Raw genomic sequence first — 17,652 nt, forward strand, 5'->3', positions numbered from 1 at the left:
CCCTTACCTCTCCAATACGTGGAGCGCGCGAAGCGCCTTTGCGATGCCGTCCGCCCGGACGGTATCCGCAATATAGCTCGCATACGCTTCCAATTCTCTGTCGTGCTCGCCCATCGCGATGCGATGCGCGGCGTTACTCTGAAACATCGTGAGATCGTTCATGCTGTCGCCGAAGACATAGCAATCCTCTGCCGCAATCGAAAAGCGCTCCATCAGAAAATTGACCGCCTTGCCCTTGGTAAAGCCCTTCGGCACAAACTCGTAAAACCCTCTGCCGCGCGCAATCCCCTCAAAGTCCGGCGTGGCTTGCAGCAGCGTCTCGATGCGGGGATCTTTCTCCCCGCCGGGCACAGTCTGCACGCAAAACTTGTCGAACAAAAAGGTGTTGTCCGTCAGCGCATTGACCTCGGTCTTCGCGTAGCTACCGACAAACGCGAGCAACTTCTCCATGAGCGCCTCATTTTCAAACGGGCGGTTTGAAAAATAGACAGCCTCCTGCGCCTCCAGTACAGCGTCGAGCTTTAACTCTGTCAGAAGTTTCCGAAGCTCTATCCCTCGCGCGCGGGAAATGCGCCGCTCGAGGAGCACCGCTCCGTCCGCAATGATCTCTGTCCCGCAGCCGCAGACAGCGCAGGAGATGCCGAACTGTTCCATCTCATGTGTCAGAAGACAGCGCGTGCGACCGGAATTCAAATAAACAAGATGTCCCGCCTCACGCAGTGACCGGATAGCTGTCACTGCGCTCTGCGGGATCTCCTTGCTCTTGTCGTCGACCAGAGTTCCGTCGACATCGAAGAAAAATAATTTTTGATTCATGAACGCTTACGGCTGAGTCGTGCTCTCTGCAGCCGCGCTGCCCTCGCTCGCCGCTGTCTCGCCCGTTGTCTCACCTGCGGATTCCCCGGCGGATGCCGCCTGCGTGTCATCCGCGCCTGCCGGGACCTTGGTCGCCTTGTCGAGGATGAAGTTCGCGACCTGCAACTCTCTCGCCTGCAGATCGACCTGCTCCTTGCCGAGAATCGAGACCAGCATATCCTTCGAGTAACCATAGCTGTCCTCAAGCGCCTTATACGCCTCGTCGTTCAGCTTCAGCTTCTCTTTCTTCGCGATTGCATCAACCATCAGCTTGACCTTCGCGACATTCTCGCCAGCCGCCTGCATCTGCTGGTCGTAGTTCTCCTGCGTCATCGAAGTCATCTGCAGGTAGCTCTCGAGCGTAAGGCCGTACTGCTGGAGCTGCTTGTTCATGCGATCCTTCTGCAGCTCGGTCTCGTACTTCTTCGCCTCATCGCTGACCTCAAACGTGGAGGAAGCCATGACAGCATCCAGCGCCGACGTGAGCTCCTGGTTCTTCTCGTTCTTTTCCTTCTGCGAAAGCAGCTGCTTCTTCACCTCCTCGCGGTACTGATCCACCGTGGTCTGCGCATTGTTCGTGGTCTTCGCAACCCACTCGTCGTTCAGCTCGGGCTTCGACTTCTCCTGCACCGAATTCACCGTGACATCAAAGGTAACCGCCTGACCCGCGAGATCCTTGTTGCCGTAGTCCGCCGGGAAGGTGAGGTTTAAGGTTCTCTTCTCGCCCTTCGCCGCGCCGATCAGGCCGTCCTCGAAGCCGTCAATGAAGCTGTGGCTGCCGAGTTCCAGGTTCTGTCCCTTCGCCGTGCCGCCGTCAAATGCAACGCCGTCCTTCTTGCCCTCGTAGTCAATGTTGACGGTATCGCCGGAAGCCGCCGGGCGATCCACCTCGGTCAGGTTCTGGCTGTTCTCAAGCACATTCTGAATGTAGCTCTCGACTTCCTCGTCGGATACGCTGACATCGTGGGTCTTGATCTCAACGCCCTCGTACTTGCCAAGCGTAACCTTACCGAAGTTCTTCGGCTCCTTCGGGAGGTTTGCGTCGGCTGCGGTTGTGCTCTCCGCAGCCGCGCTGCCGTCCGAGCTCTTAGCCGCATCCTTCTTGCCGCAGGCCGCAAACGAAATTGCCATCGCCGTAAGACCGGTCATCAGCAGCAACTTTTTCGGTGAAAATCTCATTCTTATAACTCCTTTTTTTTGATTCTTTCCTCGCAGAGGCGTTTATGCCTCCGGGTAGAACGCTTTGAATGCGAGGTACATATTGTAATTATCCAGCTTGCTCGTCACTTCAAACGGCGAGTGCATCGAGAGCACCGCAACGCCGAGATCCACGACATCGACATTGAGACGTGCCACATCGCCGGCAATCGTGCCGCCGCCGCCGAGATCCAGCTTGCCGAGCTCACCGATTTGCCAGTATACGCCGTTCTTGTCCATGATATCAATCACTTTTGCCATGAACTCCGCGCTCGCATCGCTCGCGCCGAACTTGCCGCCAGAACCCGTGTACTTCGTGAGCACCACGCCGCGGTTCAAGTAGCTCGAGTTCTTTGCCTCAAACGCATCGGCAAAGGTCGGGTCGTACGCGCCGTTCACATCGGCCGAGAGGCAAGCGGACTTGGCAAAGACATCCTTCGCGTCGACACCCTCCATCTGCGCGAGATAGCAGATGTAATCATAGAGGAAATTCGACTTGGAACCGGTGGTGCCGCAGGAACCGATTTCCTCTTTGTCGGTGAGAATTGTGACGGTCGTGTACTCCGGATTTACGGTGTCGAGCTGTGCCCGCAGCGCCGCATATGCGCAGACTCTGTCGTCCTGACCGTAGCCGCCGATCAGCGAGCGGTCAAAGCCGATGTCGCGCGGCTTGTCCGCCGGTACAAATTCAATCTCCGCCCGTGCGAAATCGCGCTCGGTAATGCCGTACTTTTCATTCAGATAGCGGAGCACTTCGAGGCGGAACGGTTCCTTCACACTGTCGTCCGGATAGGGCGTCGTGCCGAGTACAATGTTCAGCTCCTCCGCGCGCAGTCCCTCGGAGAGCGTTCTCTGCATCTGCTGCTTCGCGAGGTGAATCAGCAAATCGGTGATGTAAAGAACCGGATCGCTCGGATCCTCACCGATCGTGATTTCGACCGTCGTGCCGTCCTTCTTCACGACAACGCCGTGCATCGCGAGCGGAATGGTGCCCCACTGGTACTTCTTGATGCCGCCGTAGTAATGGGTCTTAAACAGTGCAATGTCATTCGACTCATAGAGCGGGTTCGGTCTCAGATCGATGCGCGGGGAATCAATGTGCGCGCCGTTAATCCGGACGCCCTCCGCAATCGACTTCTTGCCGAAGACCGTGATTGCCATTGCCTTACCGCGGTTGGTCGAGAAGACCTTGTCGCCTGCCTTGTACTTCTTCTTGGAATCGAAACGCTCGTAGCCGGCCTCCAGCAGAAGCTTCTCCGCGTAGTTCACGCACTCGCGCTCCGTCTTGCAGGCACCGAGAAACTCCATATAGCCCTTTGCAAATTCGTGCGCCTTTTCCCGCTGCTCAGGTGCCTTCTTTGCGATGTTCGGATACTCCCAGCAGAGCTCCTTCTCCAGCTGCTTGCCCTTGCTCAGTTCCTTCTCTGCCATTTCGTGCTCCTTTCCGCTATTTTGTTTTATGATATGAAAAACCGGCAGCCTAAGCTGACGGTTTCTCATTCCCAAAATCGGGTATAACTCAAAGCTTGATGTTCTTCAGCAGATCGCCGAGGTTGGTCGTCGCGCGGGTCTTCTCCTCGTACTTGAAGCCGCCGGTCTCCTCGAGCGTGTTGTTTCTGCCGCTGAAATGATCGTCCGGCTCCTCGAGTGCCCGCATGGAAAGGGAAATCTTGCCGTCGCCGATCTTAATGATCTTGACCTTGACTTCTTGGCCCTCCTTGAGGACATCTGCCGGTGTCTTGACTCTCTTTCTCGAAATCTGCGAGACGTGCAGGAGACCCGTCGCACCGCCGAGATCGATGAATGCGCCGTAGTCCTTCAGAGACTCGACCTTGCCGTCCAGCACATCGCCGACCTTGAGCTCGGCGAGGCGTGCAGCCTTCTCCTTCTCCTTCTCCTCCTGCTCAATCGCGCGGTGAGAAAGGACAAGGCGCTTCTTCTCCGGGTCTGCCGTAATCACGACAACCGTGATGTGCTTGTTTGCGTAGTCCTCGAGCTTCTCAACATAGCTCGAGGAGAGCTGGCTTGCCGGGATGAATGCGCGCGTATCCTCGAGATATGCGATGCAGCCTCCCTTCACAGCTTCGATGATCTTGACATCGAACTGCTCCTTGCTCTCGACAAGGCTCTGCAGATGCTCCCACTTGCCGCCGTCCTCATTTTCAACTTTCTTTGCGGTCTTGAACGATTCGTTAATTTCCTGCTCGAAATCCTTCATGCTCTCTTCTGCCACTGTGGTACCTCCCCCGAATCCAGCCAAAAGGCCGTTATTTGCTGACAAGTATATCACATTTCCCGCCGGTCTGAAAGCAATAGTTCAATTTGTGCCCGACTTATGCTTGACAGATGCAAATTCACTGCTATACTAGTAACAGTTCCTATTACTGATGGAGGCGCTATGAAAGTACGAAAGCACAGTCGACAGCGAGACGCCATCCTCGGCAATCTCTCCGCCCGTCTGGATCACCCGACGGCGGACATGATTTATCGGGATCTCCGGAAGGAATATCCCCGCATCAGCCTCGGCACCGTCTACCGCAATCTGAACCTGCTCGCGGAACTTGGGCAGATTCGAAAGATTCACTGCGAAGGCGGCACAGAGCATTATGACTTCGATACCTCCGATCACTGTCACTTCGTCTGCAAGCACTGCGGCAGTGTTGTCGATCTCCCGCTGGAGACCGATCACACCCTGAATGCGCTCGCGGAACAGACAGGCATCGGAACGGTTGAGTGCCACGCCCTCGTATTTTACGGTATTTGCCGCAGCTGTGAAGAGGCGGCAAAGAAGGCGGTCTCCCGGGAACAAGTCGCGGCTCCTCTCTGAGTCCGCGCGGTCTCTTCCGGTTCGCCGGAAGAGATTGTTTTTGAAAATGTCAGGCAATGCAATACAACACTATAGAAAAGGAGAATACGATTATGAAGCAGTGGAGATGTACAGTTTGCGGTTACATTTTTGAGGGACAGAATCCGCCGGAGGCCTGTCCGCAGTGCAAGGCTCCCGCGAGCAAGTTCGAGGAAGTCAAGGAAGACGGCAACATGGTCTGGGCTGCCGAGCACCAGGTCGGCATTGCCAAGGATGTCGATGAGGAGATTAAGGCAGGTCTTCGCGCGAACTTCGAGGGCGAGTGCTCCGAGGTCGGCATGTATCTCGCAATGAGCCGCGTCGCATTCCGCGAGGGCTATCCGGAAATCGGCGAGTACTGGAGAAGAGCGGCTCTTGAGGAGGCGGATCACGCTTCCCGTTTCGCCGAGATGCTCGGCGAGGTCGTGACCTCTTCGACGAAGAAGAACCTCGAGATGAGAGTCGCTGCGGAGTTCGGCGCAACCCAGGGTAAGGTTGACCTTGCTACGCTGGCAAAGAAGCAGAACCTCGACGCGATTCACGACAGCGTTCACGAGATGGCGCGCGACGAGGCGAGACACGGCAGAGCTTTCCAGGGTCTGCTGAAGAGATATTTCGGCGAGGAGAAGTAATTTTTCTCTTCCGAAAGGCTGTGAGAACCTTCCTCCATGGGTTCTCACAGCCTTTTTTCTTTGCGGATTTTCCTGTTTTTTGTTACGCTTCCGGTAGAAACTGCAACAGGAGGTTTGGTATGGACGATTTTGTAAAAGACTATTATGCGCTGCCAAGTGCCGGCGAGCGGCTGCGGTTTTTGGAGCACGCGGAACAGGAGCTCCCTCGCCCGGAGAACGAAAAAGTTCTCTGTGCGCTGCTCAAAAAACTTCTGCACGCGCGTTTCGGCGCCCACCCCGCGCGACCGCACGCGACCGATGCCTTTCTCGCCGCCTTTCTGTCTCTCCGCGTCACCTTTCAGCGGGACAGCGGCTTTTTGTCGCGCGGCAAGCAAAAAGCAGAAGTGCTGCGCACTTTCGCAGCACTTCTGCTCCCCGACTTTCTCATAGAACCGTTCTCAAACAATCCCGCCTATCCGGCGCTCTTACGGGCCGAATGGGCCGATTTTGCCGACACGCTGTTTCGCACCTGTCTCCGCGATCCTGCCTACCGCACGCGCGTCTTCGGTCTGCTCCCGATGAGCGACGAGATGACCGCCGATCGCATCCGCGGCGAAGTGCGGCAGCTCTTCCGCGAGCTGCCCGCGCGCTTTTCACTTCAGCGGGAAACCGCGCCGCTTCTCTCTGTCATGGAAGAGAGGCTTGCCGCCGTAATCGGCTCATAAGGCAGACGGATATACCGCCCCTCCGTGAGCGGATACTCGCACTTCCCGCCGGTTGAGAGCGAGAGCGCGAGGGCAAGCATGGCCTTTGCCTGTCCCTCGCTGTCGTTTCTGACGGTGCCGGTCAGGCTCCCCTCTCGCACTGCCGTGAGCCCCGGATTCGTGCCGTCGATGCCGAAGACGGGCGGGGGCGTGACAGCGCTCTCCCGATAGGCATCCAGCGCGCCGAGCGCCATGTCGTCATTGTTCGCAAGAATCAGCTCAATCCGGCTGCCGTAGCTCGTGAGCAGCTGCCGCACCTGCGTCTGCGCCTGCAGGCGGTTCCAGTTTGCGAGCGCATAGCCGAGTTTTTCGAGCGCGATGCCCTCATCCCGGAGGGTTGAGGTCGCATACTCGGTCCGGAGAATCGCGTCCTGATGGCCCGCCTCCCCCTCGAGTACCACATATTGAATCACACCGTCTCGGTTCCGGTCCGCCTCGGGGTGCGCCTTCAGATAGGCGGCCGCAAGCCTCCCCTGAATCACGCCGGACTCCCTCGCATCGGCGCCGACATAGTAGAGCTTATTCCAGCGCTCCAGATCCTCTTCGACCAGCTCCCGGTTAAAGAAGATGATAGGGACATCCTTCTTCTTTGCCATATCGATGATTTTTCCGGGCGCCGTCCGGTCTACCAGGTTCACACAGATGATGTCGCAGCCGTTGTCGAGCATCTGCCGCACGGCCTTGTCCTGCAGTTCCTGACTCCGCGCGGCATCGCTCATCTCAATCTGCACACTCCCCTGCTGCAGCGCGGCGTTCTCCCGGAAGGCCCCGGTCAACTCCGCGATAAAGGTATCATAGCTGTCATAGACACTCACGCCGATCCGCACTTTCTTTTTGCTGCGCGCGCGCTGCGCTGTACAGCCCGTGAGCAGCACGAGCGTGAGCAGCAGTGACAGCACGCGCAGTATTCGCTTTTGCATCTCGCCTCGCTTTCACCGCACCAGCGGAAAGAGTAATTTCTGATTTTCTGCGCTGAACATGGTATCCCTCGCGACCAGCGTATCGCCGACTCTCAGCTGCTCCATTTCCCGGAGCCCGCTCGAGAGTTTTTTCTTTGCCTCGGCAACCGCGAGATAGCCCATGTTGAATTCGTTGATCACGATCATATCGGCGATGTCGCCCCGGTCCAGCGCGTAGATATTCCGGTTGGAATTCCCGACGCCGACCACCAGCGGCCGCTTCTCTTCCGCCGCCGCGCTCTCCGCCGCCGCAGTCAGCGCGCTGTCCTCGAGTCCCACAAGAAGCGCTACGCCCTGCGTCTCCTCCTGTACCTGAACGGCACTCCCGCGGAGCGCCTCCCGAATCCCCTGTCTCCGCGCCGCAATCGAGCCCTGCTCGTCGCTCTCCGGCAACAGCGCAATCCGGCCGCCGTCCGGCAGAAGCTCGGCTATCTCCTTGCCGAGCGCCACGCCGATTGCGTAATTGTCGGCGCTCACACTGCCGAAGTGCCCGGCGGCCTCCGTGTCGGCGCGCTCGCCGAGCAGCACCACGGCTGCGCGCTGGGACAGTTCCTCCGCCATTTTGCCGCTCCCCGCCGTCGAAACCGGCTCAAGAAGCACCGCTCTCGCGCCGTCCGCAATCTCCTGCTCGGCGAGCAGCTTTTCTTCTGCGAGTGTCGCTGTCGGCGGCACCACGACATAGTTCAGAATCACTTTGCTGTCCTCCGCAGCTTTCTCCATGCCCGCAAAGAGCGCCGCATCGCTGACATCCACATCGCGCCGCGTGAGAACGGCGATTCGAGCGCGCTGCGGCTCTGTCTGCCTGGTCGTCTGCAGGACAAGCAGCAGTGCAAGCGCCGTCGCTGCGATTGTCACTGCGCCGAGCATGATGTGCCGCCTCATCTTCCCTCCTCCAGACGCTGTCTGTTCTCTTCATTGTAGGGAACGGCCGGTAAGCATATGCGCACTTCGGTCCCCTCATCCGGCTCGCTCTCGATTGCAAGGCCGTAGTGCTCCCCGAAGCGGAGCTGAATACGGCGCTGCACATTCAAAAGTCCCACGCCGGAGCCCCGGCTCGGTCGCCGCTCGCCTTCCCGCAAAAGAAGCGGAACTTCCTCTTCCGGAATGCCGAACCCGTTGTCCCGCACTGTGAGCAGAAGTTCGCCGTCCCGCAGTTCCGCGCGGAGCAGAATTTCGCCCTCCTCCTCCATGCCCTTCACGCCGTAGTAAATCGCGTTCTCCAGAATCGGCTGGAGTATCAGTTTTACCGTACAGTAATTCCGCACTTCCGGATCGATCTCGTAGCGCACGCGGAAGCTGTTCTTAAAGCGGACTTTCTGGATATTCATATAATTTTCCGCGTGCCGAAGCTCCGCCTCCATCGAAATGATGGTCTTGCCGCCGCTTAAACTGATGCGAAACAGGCTCGCGAGCTCGGTAATCATGACAACCGCGTCGTCGTAGCGCTGCCCCTCAATCATCCAGACGATCGAGTCCAAGGTGTTATACAGAAAGTGTGGGTTAATCTGCGACTGGAGCGCATCGAGCTCACTCTTTCGCTTCTCCTCCTGCTCGCGCACAATGTCCCGCATGAGGAGCTGAATCTCCCGCACATAGGACTGCAATGTGCGCCCGAGATGCCGCACTTCCGCGCTGCCGCCGACATAGATTTTGCTGTCCTGCCCGAGCTCCAGTTTCCGGATGGACTCGTTCAGCCGAATCAGCGGCTTGGAAACCTGAGCTGCCATGAGGCGGTTCACAAGCGCGAGCGCCGCCGCTGTGAGCAGCACGAAGGCGAGCGCCAGTTGTCTCGCATTTAAGAGGCCAAGCGCAAAGTAAGTGCCTGGAATCACACTGATCAGCTTCCAGCCGGTGTAGCTCACCGTCTCGACGACGACCTCCCGCCGCTCTCCCTGAAAATACTCCCGGTGGGCGCCGTCCGCGTATCCGGCCTCCGTGAGATTGTTCTCTGATACAAGCCCCGCGTCAATCTGCATGCGGCGCGGATGGTAAATGATGTCTCCGCGGCTGTCACAGAGGTAGACATAGCGCCCCGCGCTGTCCTGGTTCACATCGTCCAGCATGTCCGCGACACTCTTATAGTTCATGTCGACCAGCAATATGCCCTCGCTGCTCTGGCCGCCCTCGTTTAACTCGACCGCGCGGCTCAGCGAGATGACCCAGTGATAGCGGTAGCTCGGATCGTCAAAGAGATCCTGCACATGCGGCGTTGAAAAATGCAGATTTTCGACCTTTGCCGCCGCACTCTGAAACCAGGCCTGCTGCCGCACATCGACATCCTGTTTCTGCACTGCGACCGGCGCCGCGCCGAGGAGCGTCCCGTCCCGCCGGTAGAGTGCAAGGCTGATCAAATCGTCGCGGTTTGCCTCGTAGAGCAGCTCCATCTCGCGGTTCGTATTGTCCACGGCAAAGTCCTTGCTCTTAATCGAGGCATAGTAAATCGCGTCCGAGAGCGCGCGCATATTCTTTAGATAGTCGCCCAGATTTTCCGAAACCCGGTGCAGGAGCTGTGCGCTGCTCTCGGTGAGGAGTTGTTCGGTATGGCGCGCAAAAATGCGATACAGCCCCACGCCGAGCAGCCCAGTGATGCTGACAGAGACCGCCGTAAAGGCGACGACAATAATGAACCGAATGGACCGCGGCAGCGTGAAAATTTCCGGCAGTCTCATTGCGCCGCCTCGCGGCTGTCCTTATATTTGCTCGGTGACATACCGAACTGTTTTTTGAAGACATAGCTGAAATAGTTCGGATCGGCATAGCCGACCTTCCGCGCAATCATATAGGTCTTCTCATTGGTCGAGAGCAGAAGTTTCACTGCCTTTTCCATGCGGAGGTCGGTCAGATACTGCACAAAGGTCTTGCCGGTCTCCCGCTTAAAGACAGTCGAAAAATAGGCGGCGCTCACATTCAGGTAGGAGCACATCGCATCGACCGTGAGATCACCGTCGGCATAGTGCTCGTTCACATGGTCAATCGCGCGGGCCGCAAAGGAGCGCGCGCTGTCCGCGCGCTTATGCTGTATCATCTCCCGCATTTTCCGGCAGACCCCGTCCATCCAGCTCGTGAGTTCCCCGGGTTCCAACTGCTGTAATATCCGGTACATCGCGTCGTTGTCGCCGAATATCTCCTCGGTGCTAAGCTCATTGTCCTTTGCAAAGCGGTACAGCTCCCCGGCTGTCCCCATCACAAAAAAGCGGTACTCCTGCACCGAGCCCTGGGCGGCTGCGTTGTCCGCCATGTAGCGCGCAATCGCAGCGCTTAATTCCTCCGCTTTCTCCATGCGCATCTTCCGGAAAATGTCCTGCATGGATGCCTGCTCCGAGAGCTCGGTTCCGTTCTTCTCCTGCGGCGCAATCTCCGAAATGCTGATGGCCTTCCCCGTCCCGTAAATCATGCGGTACGAGAGCGCACTTCTGGCACCGGTGTAGGAATCCCTGAGTTTCGAGAGCTCTCCGCAGGCTTTTCCGATGCCGACGGTGACTGTCGCGCCGAGCTTTGCGGCCGCCAGACGACAGAACTTGTCACAGGCGTCGGTCAGGAAGCGGAGCTGCCCTGCCTCACCGAGCGAGACCAGCATGACCGTGTTGCCGAGATAGCCGAAAAAACGCGCCGAAAATTTCTCGCCGAGCTTCTCCTCCGCGAGCTTTCGGACCGAGGCCGCGAGGAGCACCGCGCTGACACCGGCCGGCAGTCCCGCGCTCCCCGTGTGAATTACCGCTGCCACATAGGGCGCTTCCTCGAAACTTAGCTGGTAGTCCTCTGCCTGGCGCATGAGCTCCTCCTCCGGAATTTTTCCGTCCAGGAGAGACACAAAAAAACTCTCCTGCAGACGGGGCAGGCTCTTCTCATAATAGGCGCGGAGCTGCTCCACATTTTGCCGCTCCGCCCGCTCGGCGTCGAGCCGCTCCCGGATTCGGAGAAAGAGCTTTGACAGCTCCGCCGCGTGAATGGGTTTCAAAATATATTCTTCCGCCTCGAGGCGCAGCGCCTCGCGCGCGTATTCAAACTCATCGAAGCCGGAAAAGACGACAATGCGGATGTTCGGATAGAGCTCCTTTAAGCGATGCGCGAGCTCCAGACCGTCCATATACGGCATCTTGATGTCGGTCAGCACGACATCCGGTGCGCTATCCTCCGCGAACTCGAGTGCCTCGAGTCCGTTATGTGCCTCCGTCGGCACGGAGAAACCGAGACTCTCCCAGTCTATGGTGCGCCGTATCGCATTGATCACATCTTCCTCATCGTCCACCAGCATGCAGGAATAGGGCATAGTCTTTCCTCCCGAATTCAAAAAAACCGCAGCGTAAGCTGCGGTTTCAGTATAGCATATGCGGGCTCTTTCCGTCCGACGGGAAGCCTTACTTCTTCTGGACGTACTTTAAGCAGTCCAAGGTGACAGCCGTCAGGATGATGATGCCCTCGAAGACGAACTGGAGGTTCGTGTCGATACCGAGAATGGTCAGCGAATAGGTGAGTGCCGTGAAGATCAGCACACCGACCACGACGCCGGAAATCTTACCGATACCGCCGGTGAAGGAGACACCGCCGACCACGCAGGCCGCGATTGCGTCCATGTCCCAGCCCTGGCCGTAAGCCGCCGAACCGGAACCCACCATGCGTGCGCACTCAAGCCATGCGCCGAAGCCGTAGAGCACACCCGCCATCATGAAGGCGCCCATGGTCACGGCGAAGACCGAGATACCGGAGACCGAAGCCGCCTCCGGGTTGCCGCCGACTGCGTAGAGGTTTTTGCCGAAGCGGGTCTTGTTCCAGATGAACCAGACAATCACGATTGCCGCAACCGCCCAGAGAATGATGAGCGGGAAGCCGTTGACCTTCGGGACGATCATCGAAGCGATGCCCGGCTCGATTGCACCGAAGGACACGCCCTTGGTCGCATAGGTCACGAGACCGAATATAATCAGCATGTTCGACATGGTCGAGATGAACGGGTGCATCTTGAAGCGCGCCGTGAAGAAGCCGGCAACCGAGGTGAAGCAGGTAGTCAGAACAATGCAGACCAGCAGTGCGAAAATCGCTCTTCCCGCATAGGGCAGGGAAGTAAAGTCAAAAATCTTACCGAAGACCGCACCGGTGTTGACGCCCTTGTGCATGATGATGGTCGCCGCGACCATGCCCATACCTGTCATACGACCGATCGAGAGATCGGTACCGGTCAGGAGAATCAGACCCGCAACGCCGAGCGCGAGGAACATACGCGGAGACGCCTGCTGCAGAATGTTCAGGATGTTATTGTAGGTAAAGAGCTGCGTGTTCTTCACAATCGGGGTCACAATGCTGAGCGCGATGAAAATCATCACGATGACAATGTAGAGACCGTTCTTTAAGAGGAACTGCCGCTGATTAAAGGTGTACTTGTAGTTCTCGATGCGCTGCGCCTGCTCCTGCGCAAAGGTGAAGCGGGACATGCGGAGCAAGTCGATCATATGATACTGCTCGGCGAACGCCTCGTGGCGTCTGTCCTTGATGGCCTGGAGCTCCTGCTCGTAGGTCACCTTCGCGTCAAAGAGCTTGTTCTTATAGACATAGTTCTCGTCCTTCAGCTCCTGCTGCAGATCCGGCGCGTTCTCCTTCCGGAGGCGCTGCACTTCCTGCTCGTGCTCCTTGCCGAGCTCCGCGACCCGCGCCTGGTAGCGCTGTTTTGCGCTCTCGCGGTCTTTCTTGCAGTTCTCGCTGACCGGGCCGAAGTAATCCTTCTCGTAGTGCTCCTTTAAGTAGCTCTCCGCCTCGGCGACGAGCCCGGCGACTTCGGCCTGGTTCTTGCTCTCGACAGCCTGTGCCGCCGAGAGAGCCGCGTTACTCTCGGCAATCAGCGCATCCTTCTTCTCTTTCTTGATGTGCTTATCTTCTTTTAAGAGCTGAATGCGGTTCTTCAGCTTCTGTACCTGATCGCTGCCGTCCTTCCGGAGCACATCGATCTTCGCCTGAATCTCTCCAATGTGGGCGCGAATCGGCGCGAGGAGTTTTGCCTCCTCCTCTGCGTGCTGCAGAGCGCTCTTCTCTGTTCCTAACTGACTCATAACTCTCCCCTCACTTTACAGGTACTTTGCGCTGAGACGCAACAACTCTTCCTGATTGGTCTCCTTGGTCTCGACAATGCCGGACAGGTAGCCGTTCGACATCACACCGATCCGGTTCGTGATTCCCAGAATCTCCGGCATCTCCGAGGAGACCACGATGATGGTCTTGCCCTCTTTTGCCATGCGGATGATGAGTTCATAAATCTCATACTTCGCGCCGACATCGATGCCGCGGGTCGGCTCGTCCATCATAAAGACATTCGGCTCCCGCTCGAGCCACTTGCCGAAGATGACCTTCTGCTGGTTGCCGCCCGAGAGGCTCGAAATCAGATCCTCCGGCCCCATGCACTTCGTGTGCATGGTCGTGAGCTGCTTCGAAGTCGCCTTCACCATCTTCTGATCCGAGAGCGCCGGTCCGTTCTTATAGTGCTTCAGATTTGCAATGGTCGTATTAAAGGTCAGATTTCCCTTGAGGAAGAGACCGTTTGCCTTTCTCTCCTCGGTGATTAACGCGAAGCCGTGCTCCATGGCCTCCTTCGCCGAATTGAAGTTCATGAGCTCGCCGTCATAGTAGACGCGTCCCGCCGCGCGGGTGCGAATGCCGAAGATGGTCTCGAGGAGCTCTGTTCTGCCCGCGCCGACCAGGCCGTAGAGACCGAAAATCTCGCCCTCGCGCACATTGAAGGTCACATCCTGGATGTGCGGCTCAAACTTGGTCGAGAGATGCTGAATCGAGAGAATGTCGTTGCCCGGCGTATTGTCGACCGGCGGGAAGCGGTTCTCGAGCGAGCGGCCGACCATCGCTGCAATCAGCTCGTCGAGGTTCGTCTCCGAAGTGTCCTTCGTCATGACCAGCTTGCCGTCCCGGAGCACCGAGACCTGATCGCAGATCTCAAAAATCTCATCCATCTTGTGAGAGATGTAGATGAGGGAGATGCCCTGATCCCGGAGCTTCCGCATCATCGTGAACAGTTTTCTGACCTCGGGCTCGGTGAGCGAGGAGGTTGGCTCATCCAGCACGATAATCTTCGAGTGATAGGAAATTGCCTTCGCGATTTCGCACATCTGCCGCTGTGAGACAGACATGTTCCGCATCGGCTGCGTCAGATTCACGGTCATGCCGAGGCTGCGGAAGAGCTCTGCGGCCTCTTTCTTCATGCGCGCCTCGTCGACGATGCCCGCGCCGTTCACCGGATAGCGCCCGAGGAACAGATTGTCCACGACCGAGCGCTCCAGGCACTGATTCAGCTCCTGATGAACCATGGCAATTCCGTTCTCCAGCGCATCCTTCGGTCCGGAGAACGAGACCTCATGGCCGTCGAGGATAATCTCGCCCTCGTCCTTCTGATAGGTTCCGAAGAGGCACTTCATCATCGTGGACTTTCCGGCACCGTTCTCCCCCATGAGACCCATGACGGAGCCCCGCCTCAAATCGAGGTCGATGTGATCCAGCACGCGGTTTCTGCCGAAGGACTTTGACATACCGTGTATGGATAAAATGATATCTTCTTTCTGATCTGACATGGTTCTTCTCCCAAGAAATAGAACAGGGGTATCAGGTTTGCCCCCCGATACCCCCAAAATACAAGCTTCGATTACTGGTTCAGAATTGCGGTGTAGGAAGCTGCATTGTCCGTCTTCACCATGTTGATTGCGAATGCATCATACTGGCTCGGGTTGCCGAGGCGGTTCGTGATGTTGGACTCAGTCTGTCCGTCGCCGTCCACATAGTCGACATTCAGGTTCAGCAGCTCTGCATAGTTCTTCAGCAAGGGCTTGTAGGTAGAGCCAAGGAAGTTATCTGCCGCATTGTAGGTGTTGAGCCACACCTTCTTCGATGCATGCTTCGAAGCGTCGAGCTTGTTTGCGACCGGTGCATAAGCCTTGGTTGCATCCGTGAAGTCCTGATAGTTGTCTGCGGTCACTGCAAGGTTCAGAGCGTAGTAGGATCTGTCTTCCGGCACATACTTGTAGTCTGCTGCGGTGAGAACATTGCCCGCCTCATCCGCGGTGCCGATGCCCGTGTCGACATCCACGCCGTCGAGCAGGTTTCTCAGCACTCTCAGGGTCAGGTAAGCCTGCACGTCCGCGTGCTGGCTGATCGTGCCGCCGTAGCCCTCCGGAATCGCAGCAACTGCGTCGGAGTTTGCGTCGTAACCGAAGGTCGGAACCTTGTTCTCCTTGGACCAAGCGTTGAACATCGACATGCCCATGCCGTCGTTGTTCGAAGCGACAATGTCAATCTGATCGCCGAAGGAGGAAGCCCAGGTGCTGATGCCGTTGCCTGCCGTTGCAGCGTCCCAGGTTGCGCCCGCCGCGTTCTTCATCTCCTGCGAAGCCAGCTCTCTGACCTTGTAGGTCTTGCCGTCGACTTCAAGCTCGCCGTCCTTGACTACCGTAGCGGTGCCGTCGACGTTCGTACCTGCCGGCGTGGAATCGATTGCGCCGTCCTTCTCAACCGCCGTGCCAAGTGCCTTTCTGACACCTCTCGTACGAGCGATCGAGTCGTTGTGGCCGATGTCCCCAATGGCAAGGACATAACCGATCGTGCCGTCGCCGTTCTTGTCGATCTCGGCCGCGTGCTTCTTGATGTAGTCGACAATCATCTGACCCTGCAGCTCAGCGCCCTGATTTGCGTCGAAGCCGACATAGTAGGTCTTGTCGTTGTAGTGCAGCGCATCCTTGTCCAGTTCGCCGGTGGAGCTGTTCGAGGGCTGGCGGTTGTACCAGACCAGGGGCTTATCCTTGTTTGCGACTGCGGTCATATTGCCGCTTGCAGAGCTCTCGCTACCTGCCGCTGCCGTGCTCGCCGCGCTGCTGCTCTCGCTCTTGCTGCCGCCGCCGCAAGCTGCCAGCATTGTGGTAGCCATCGCCACAGCTGCGATGATGCTAATTGCCTTCTTCATATCTGACTCCTCCTCGTTTCGGATGCGTTCTCCGCGCTCCCGTTGATGAGTAAAGAATACCAAGTGAAAGCACAAAAAAAAATAGGATTTTCTATACTATCTCTAGAAAATCCTATTCTCTCCCGCAAAAATCTTGCAAGCATCCGTATGGCCCTCCGGAACGCCGCAAGATTATTGTGCATATTTCACAGTTAGTTCAATTTATTTTTGTGCACTGCGCTCAGAAGTCGACCTCAACCGCACCGAAACGTCTGAGGCCCATGCGGTAGATATTCTCTTTGCCGAAGTACTGCGAGAGGAACGCCGTGTAATCTTCCCGCTCTTCGCGCGGCAAAATCGCCATGATCACGCCCGCAAAGCCGCCGCCGTGGATACGGCAGGTGCCGCGCGCGCAGCGCTTTAAGAAGAGCTCGGTCAGGCAGAGCGCCAGCGGAATCGGCTGCTCCTTCGGATTCTCAGTACAGTAGGCGTTTTGCAGCCATTCGTAGGAGGACTTGCCGCTCTCTCCCATGAGCCGCAAGAGTTTATCGCTGTCGCCGTCCGTAACCGCCTCCCGCGCCTCATCGACGCGCTTTTCTTCCTCGAAGAAGTGCAGGGCGCGGAGCAGCGCTCTGTCGTTGCCGAGTTTTTCGCGGACACCGGAAAGTGTCGTGAGCAAGATCAGCTCCCGCACATCGGCAAGGCGGCTCTCGCCGAGCTTCTCCGCGACCGCATACATCTCCCGCGGAATTGCCGAGTACTCCTCGGTCAGATCCGCATGTCCCTTGCCTGTATTTACAATGAAGAGATCCAGACCGTACTTCTCAAACGAGAAATCAATGGTCTCATAGCGGACCCCCTCCGAAAAGTCGAGAAAAATCACGCCGCCCGCCGCGCAGGCCATCTGGTCCATGAGGCCGGAAGCTTTGTTCCACCAGTGGTTCTCGGCGTACTGGCCCATGCGCGCATAGTCCGCGATGCTCATCTTGCCGTCATTGTAGAAGGCATTCAGAATGGTGCAGACCAGCATCTCAAACGAAGCCGAGCTCGAGACACCGGCCGCCGCAATGACCTCGCTCGTCACATAGGCGCGGAAACCGCCGACCTTGTAGCCGAACTGCTCCGCCGCCTCTGCGATGCCCGCGACCAGCGACTTCGAGCCGTCCTCCTTCGCGGTCTCCGCAAGTACCTTGGTGTTGACCGAGACCGGGCGGTAGCCCTCGCTCACAATCGTGATGACGCCGTCGTCGGTCGGTGCGGCTGCGCAAACGGTGTCGAGCGTAATGCTGCCCGCCAGAATTTTGCCGCCGTTATGGTCCGTGTGATTGCCGATAATCTCCGTTCTGCCGGGCGAAGAAAAGAAGCGAAGCTCCGCCGCGCCGAATTCCTCCGTGTACTTTTCTCGCAGATGCTCATAGCGTTTTTTTGCCCGCGCGCTCTCCTCGCCGTAGAGCGCTTCCAAATCCGGTTTTGTCCCGTTCATAGTCCTATCCCC

Annotated in this window: 15 protein-coding genes; 3 read left to right on the forward strand and 12 right to left on the reverse strand. The window is 57.6% G+C overall.

The genetic code is table 11. The features are described 5' to 3' along the window. Nucleotides 1–3: 3 nt before the first annotated feature. The 4 genes from HMPREF9623_RS04970 to HMPREF9623_RS04985 all read right to left on the reverse strand — a co-directional run bounded on the left by HMPREF9623_RS04970 (nucleotide 4) and on the right by HMPREF9623_RS04985 (nucleotide 4,285). Nucleotides 4–816: a Cof-type HAD-IIB family hydrolase gene (locus HMPREF9623_RS04970; protein ID WP_009532805.1), complete on the reverse strand. Its 813-nt coding sequence runs from the start codon at nucleotides 814–816 to the stop codon at nucleotides 4–6. Nucleotides 817–822: 6 nt separating this feature from the next. Further along, a complete protein-coding gene (gene tig, locus HMPREF9623_RS04975) occupies nucleotides 823–2,034 on the reverse strand; it encodes a trigger factor (RefSeq protein WP_009532806.1) in 1,212 nt (403 codons plus the stop codon). A 42-nt stretch (nucleotides 2,035–2,076) separates the two neighbouring features. Further along, complete coding sequence (locus HMPREF9623_RS04980; RefSeq protein WP_009532807.1) at nucleotides 2,077–3,483, reverse strand: aminopeptidase; 1,407 nt, start codon at nucleotides 3,481–3,483, stop codon at nucleotides 2,077–2,079. Nucleotides 3,484–3,571: 88 nt separating this feature from the next. Next, entirely contained in the window at nucleotides 3,572–4,285 is a 714-nt protein-coding gene (locus HMPREF9623_RS04985) for a S1 RNA-binding domain-containing protein (protein ID WP_009532808.1), read from the reverse strand. A 165-nt stretch (nucleotides 4,286–4,450) separates the two neighbouring features. Here HMPREF9623_RS04985 and HMPREF9623_RS04990 point away from each other — a divergent pair, with 165 nt between their 5' ends. From HMPREF9623_RS04990 to HMPREF9623_RS05000, 3 genes are all read left to right on the forward strand, one after another. Continuing rightward, nucleotides 4,451–4,879 carry a Fur family transcriptional regulator gene (locus HMPREF9623_RS04990; RefSeq protein WP_009532809.1) on the forward strand — a complete coding sequence of 143 codons (429 nt, stop codon included), beginning with the start codon at nucleotides 4,451–4,453 and terminating at the stop codon, nucleotides 4,877–4,879. Nucleotides 4,880–4,971: 92 nt separating this feature from the next. Then, complete coding sequence (locus HMPREF9623_RS04995; RefSeq protein WP_009532810.1) at nucleotides 4,972–5,529, forward strand: NADH peroxidase; 558 nt, start codon at nucleotides 4,972–4,974, stop codon at nucleotides 5,527–5,529. Between the two features lie 119 nt (nucleotides 5,530–5,648). After that, nucleotides 5,649–6,233, forward strand: a complete 585-nt coding sequence (locus tag HMPREF9623_RS05000) for a DUF6553 family protein (RefSeq protein ID WP_009532811.1) — start codon at nucleotides 5,649–5,651, stop codon at nucleotides 6,231–6,233. On the opposite strand, the gene HMPREF9623_RS05005 is transcribed toward HMPREF9623_RS05000, so the two are convergent. The 8 genes from HMPREF9623_RS05005 to HMPREF9623_RS05040 form a co-directional block, all read right to left on the reverse strand. Next, a complete protein-coding gene (locus HMPREF9623_RS05005; protein ID WP_009532812.1) occupies nucleotides 6,167–7,192 on the reverse strand; it encodes a galactose ABC transporter substrate-binding protein in 1,026 nt (341 codons plus the stop codon). The genes HMPREF9623_RS05000 and HMPREF9623_RS05005 overlap by 67 nt on opposite strands. A gap of 12 nt (nucleotides 7,193–7,204) precedes the next feature. Then, nucleotides 7,205–8,113, reverse strand: coding sequence for a substrate-binding domain-containing protein (locus HMPREF9623_RS05010; protein WP_009532813.1), 909 nt, complete (start codon nucleotides 8,111–8,113; stop codon nucleotides 7,205–7,207). Next, nucleotides 8,110–9,900: a cache domain-containing sensor histidine kinase gene (locus tag HMPREF9623_RS05015; protein ID WP_009532814.1), complete on the reverse strand. Its 1,791-nt coding sequence runs from the start codon at nucleotides 9,898–9,900 to the stop codon at nucleotides 8,110–8,112. The genes HMPREF9623_RS05010 and HMPREF9623_RS05015 overlap by 4 nt, the downstream gene beginning before the upstream one ends. After that, on the reverse strand, nucleotides 9,897–11,501 hold the full coding sequence (locus HMPREF9623_RS05020) for a response regulator (protein ID WP_009532815.1): 1,605 nt from the start codon (nucleotides 11,499–11,501) through the stop codon (nucleotides 9,897–9,899). The genes HMPREF9623_RS05015 and HMPREF9623_RS05020 overlap by 4 nt, the downstream gene beginning before the upstream one ends. 88 nt (nucleotides 11,502–11,589) lie before the next feature. Then, on the reverse strand, nucleotides 11,590–13,272 hold the full coding sequence (locus tag HMPREF9623_RS05025) for a galactose/methyl galactoside ABC transporter permease MglC (protein ID WP_009532816.1): 1,683 nt from the start codon (nucleotides 13,270–13,272) through the stop codon (nucleotides 11,590–11,592). 15 nt (nucleotides 13,273–13,287) lie between these two features. Then, entirely contained in the window at nucleotides 13,288–14,796 is a 1,509-nt protein-coding gene (locus HMPREF9623_RS05030) for a sugar ABC transporter ATP-binding protein (protein WP_009532817.1), read from the reverse strand. A 71-nt stretch (nucleotides 14,797–14,867) separates the two neighbouring features. Continuing rightward, nucleotides 14,868–16,178, reverse strand: coding sequence for a substrate-binding domain-containing protein (locus HMPREF9623_RS05035; protein ID WP_009532818.1), 1,311 nt, complete (start codon nucleotides 16,176–16,178; stop codon nucleotides 14,868–14,870). A gap of 220 nt (nucleotides 16,179–16,398) precedes the next feature. Beyond that, nucleotides 16,399–17,640: a galactokinase gene (locus HMPREF9623_RS05040; protein ID WP_009532819.1), complete on the reverse strand. Its 1,242-nt coding sequence runs from the start codon at nucleotides 17,638–17,640 to the stop codon at nucleotides 16,399–16,401. Nucleotides 17,641–17,652 lie beyond the last annotated feature (12 nt).

Source organism: Stomatobaculum longum, assembly GCA_000242235.1.
Classification (GTDB): domain Bacteria; phylum Bacillota; class Clostridia; order Lachnospirales; family Lachnospiraceae; genus Moryella; species Moryella longum.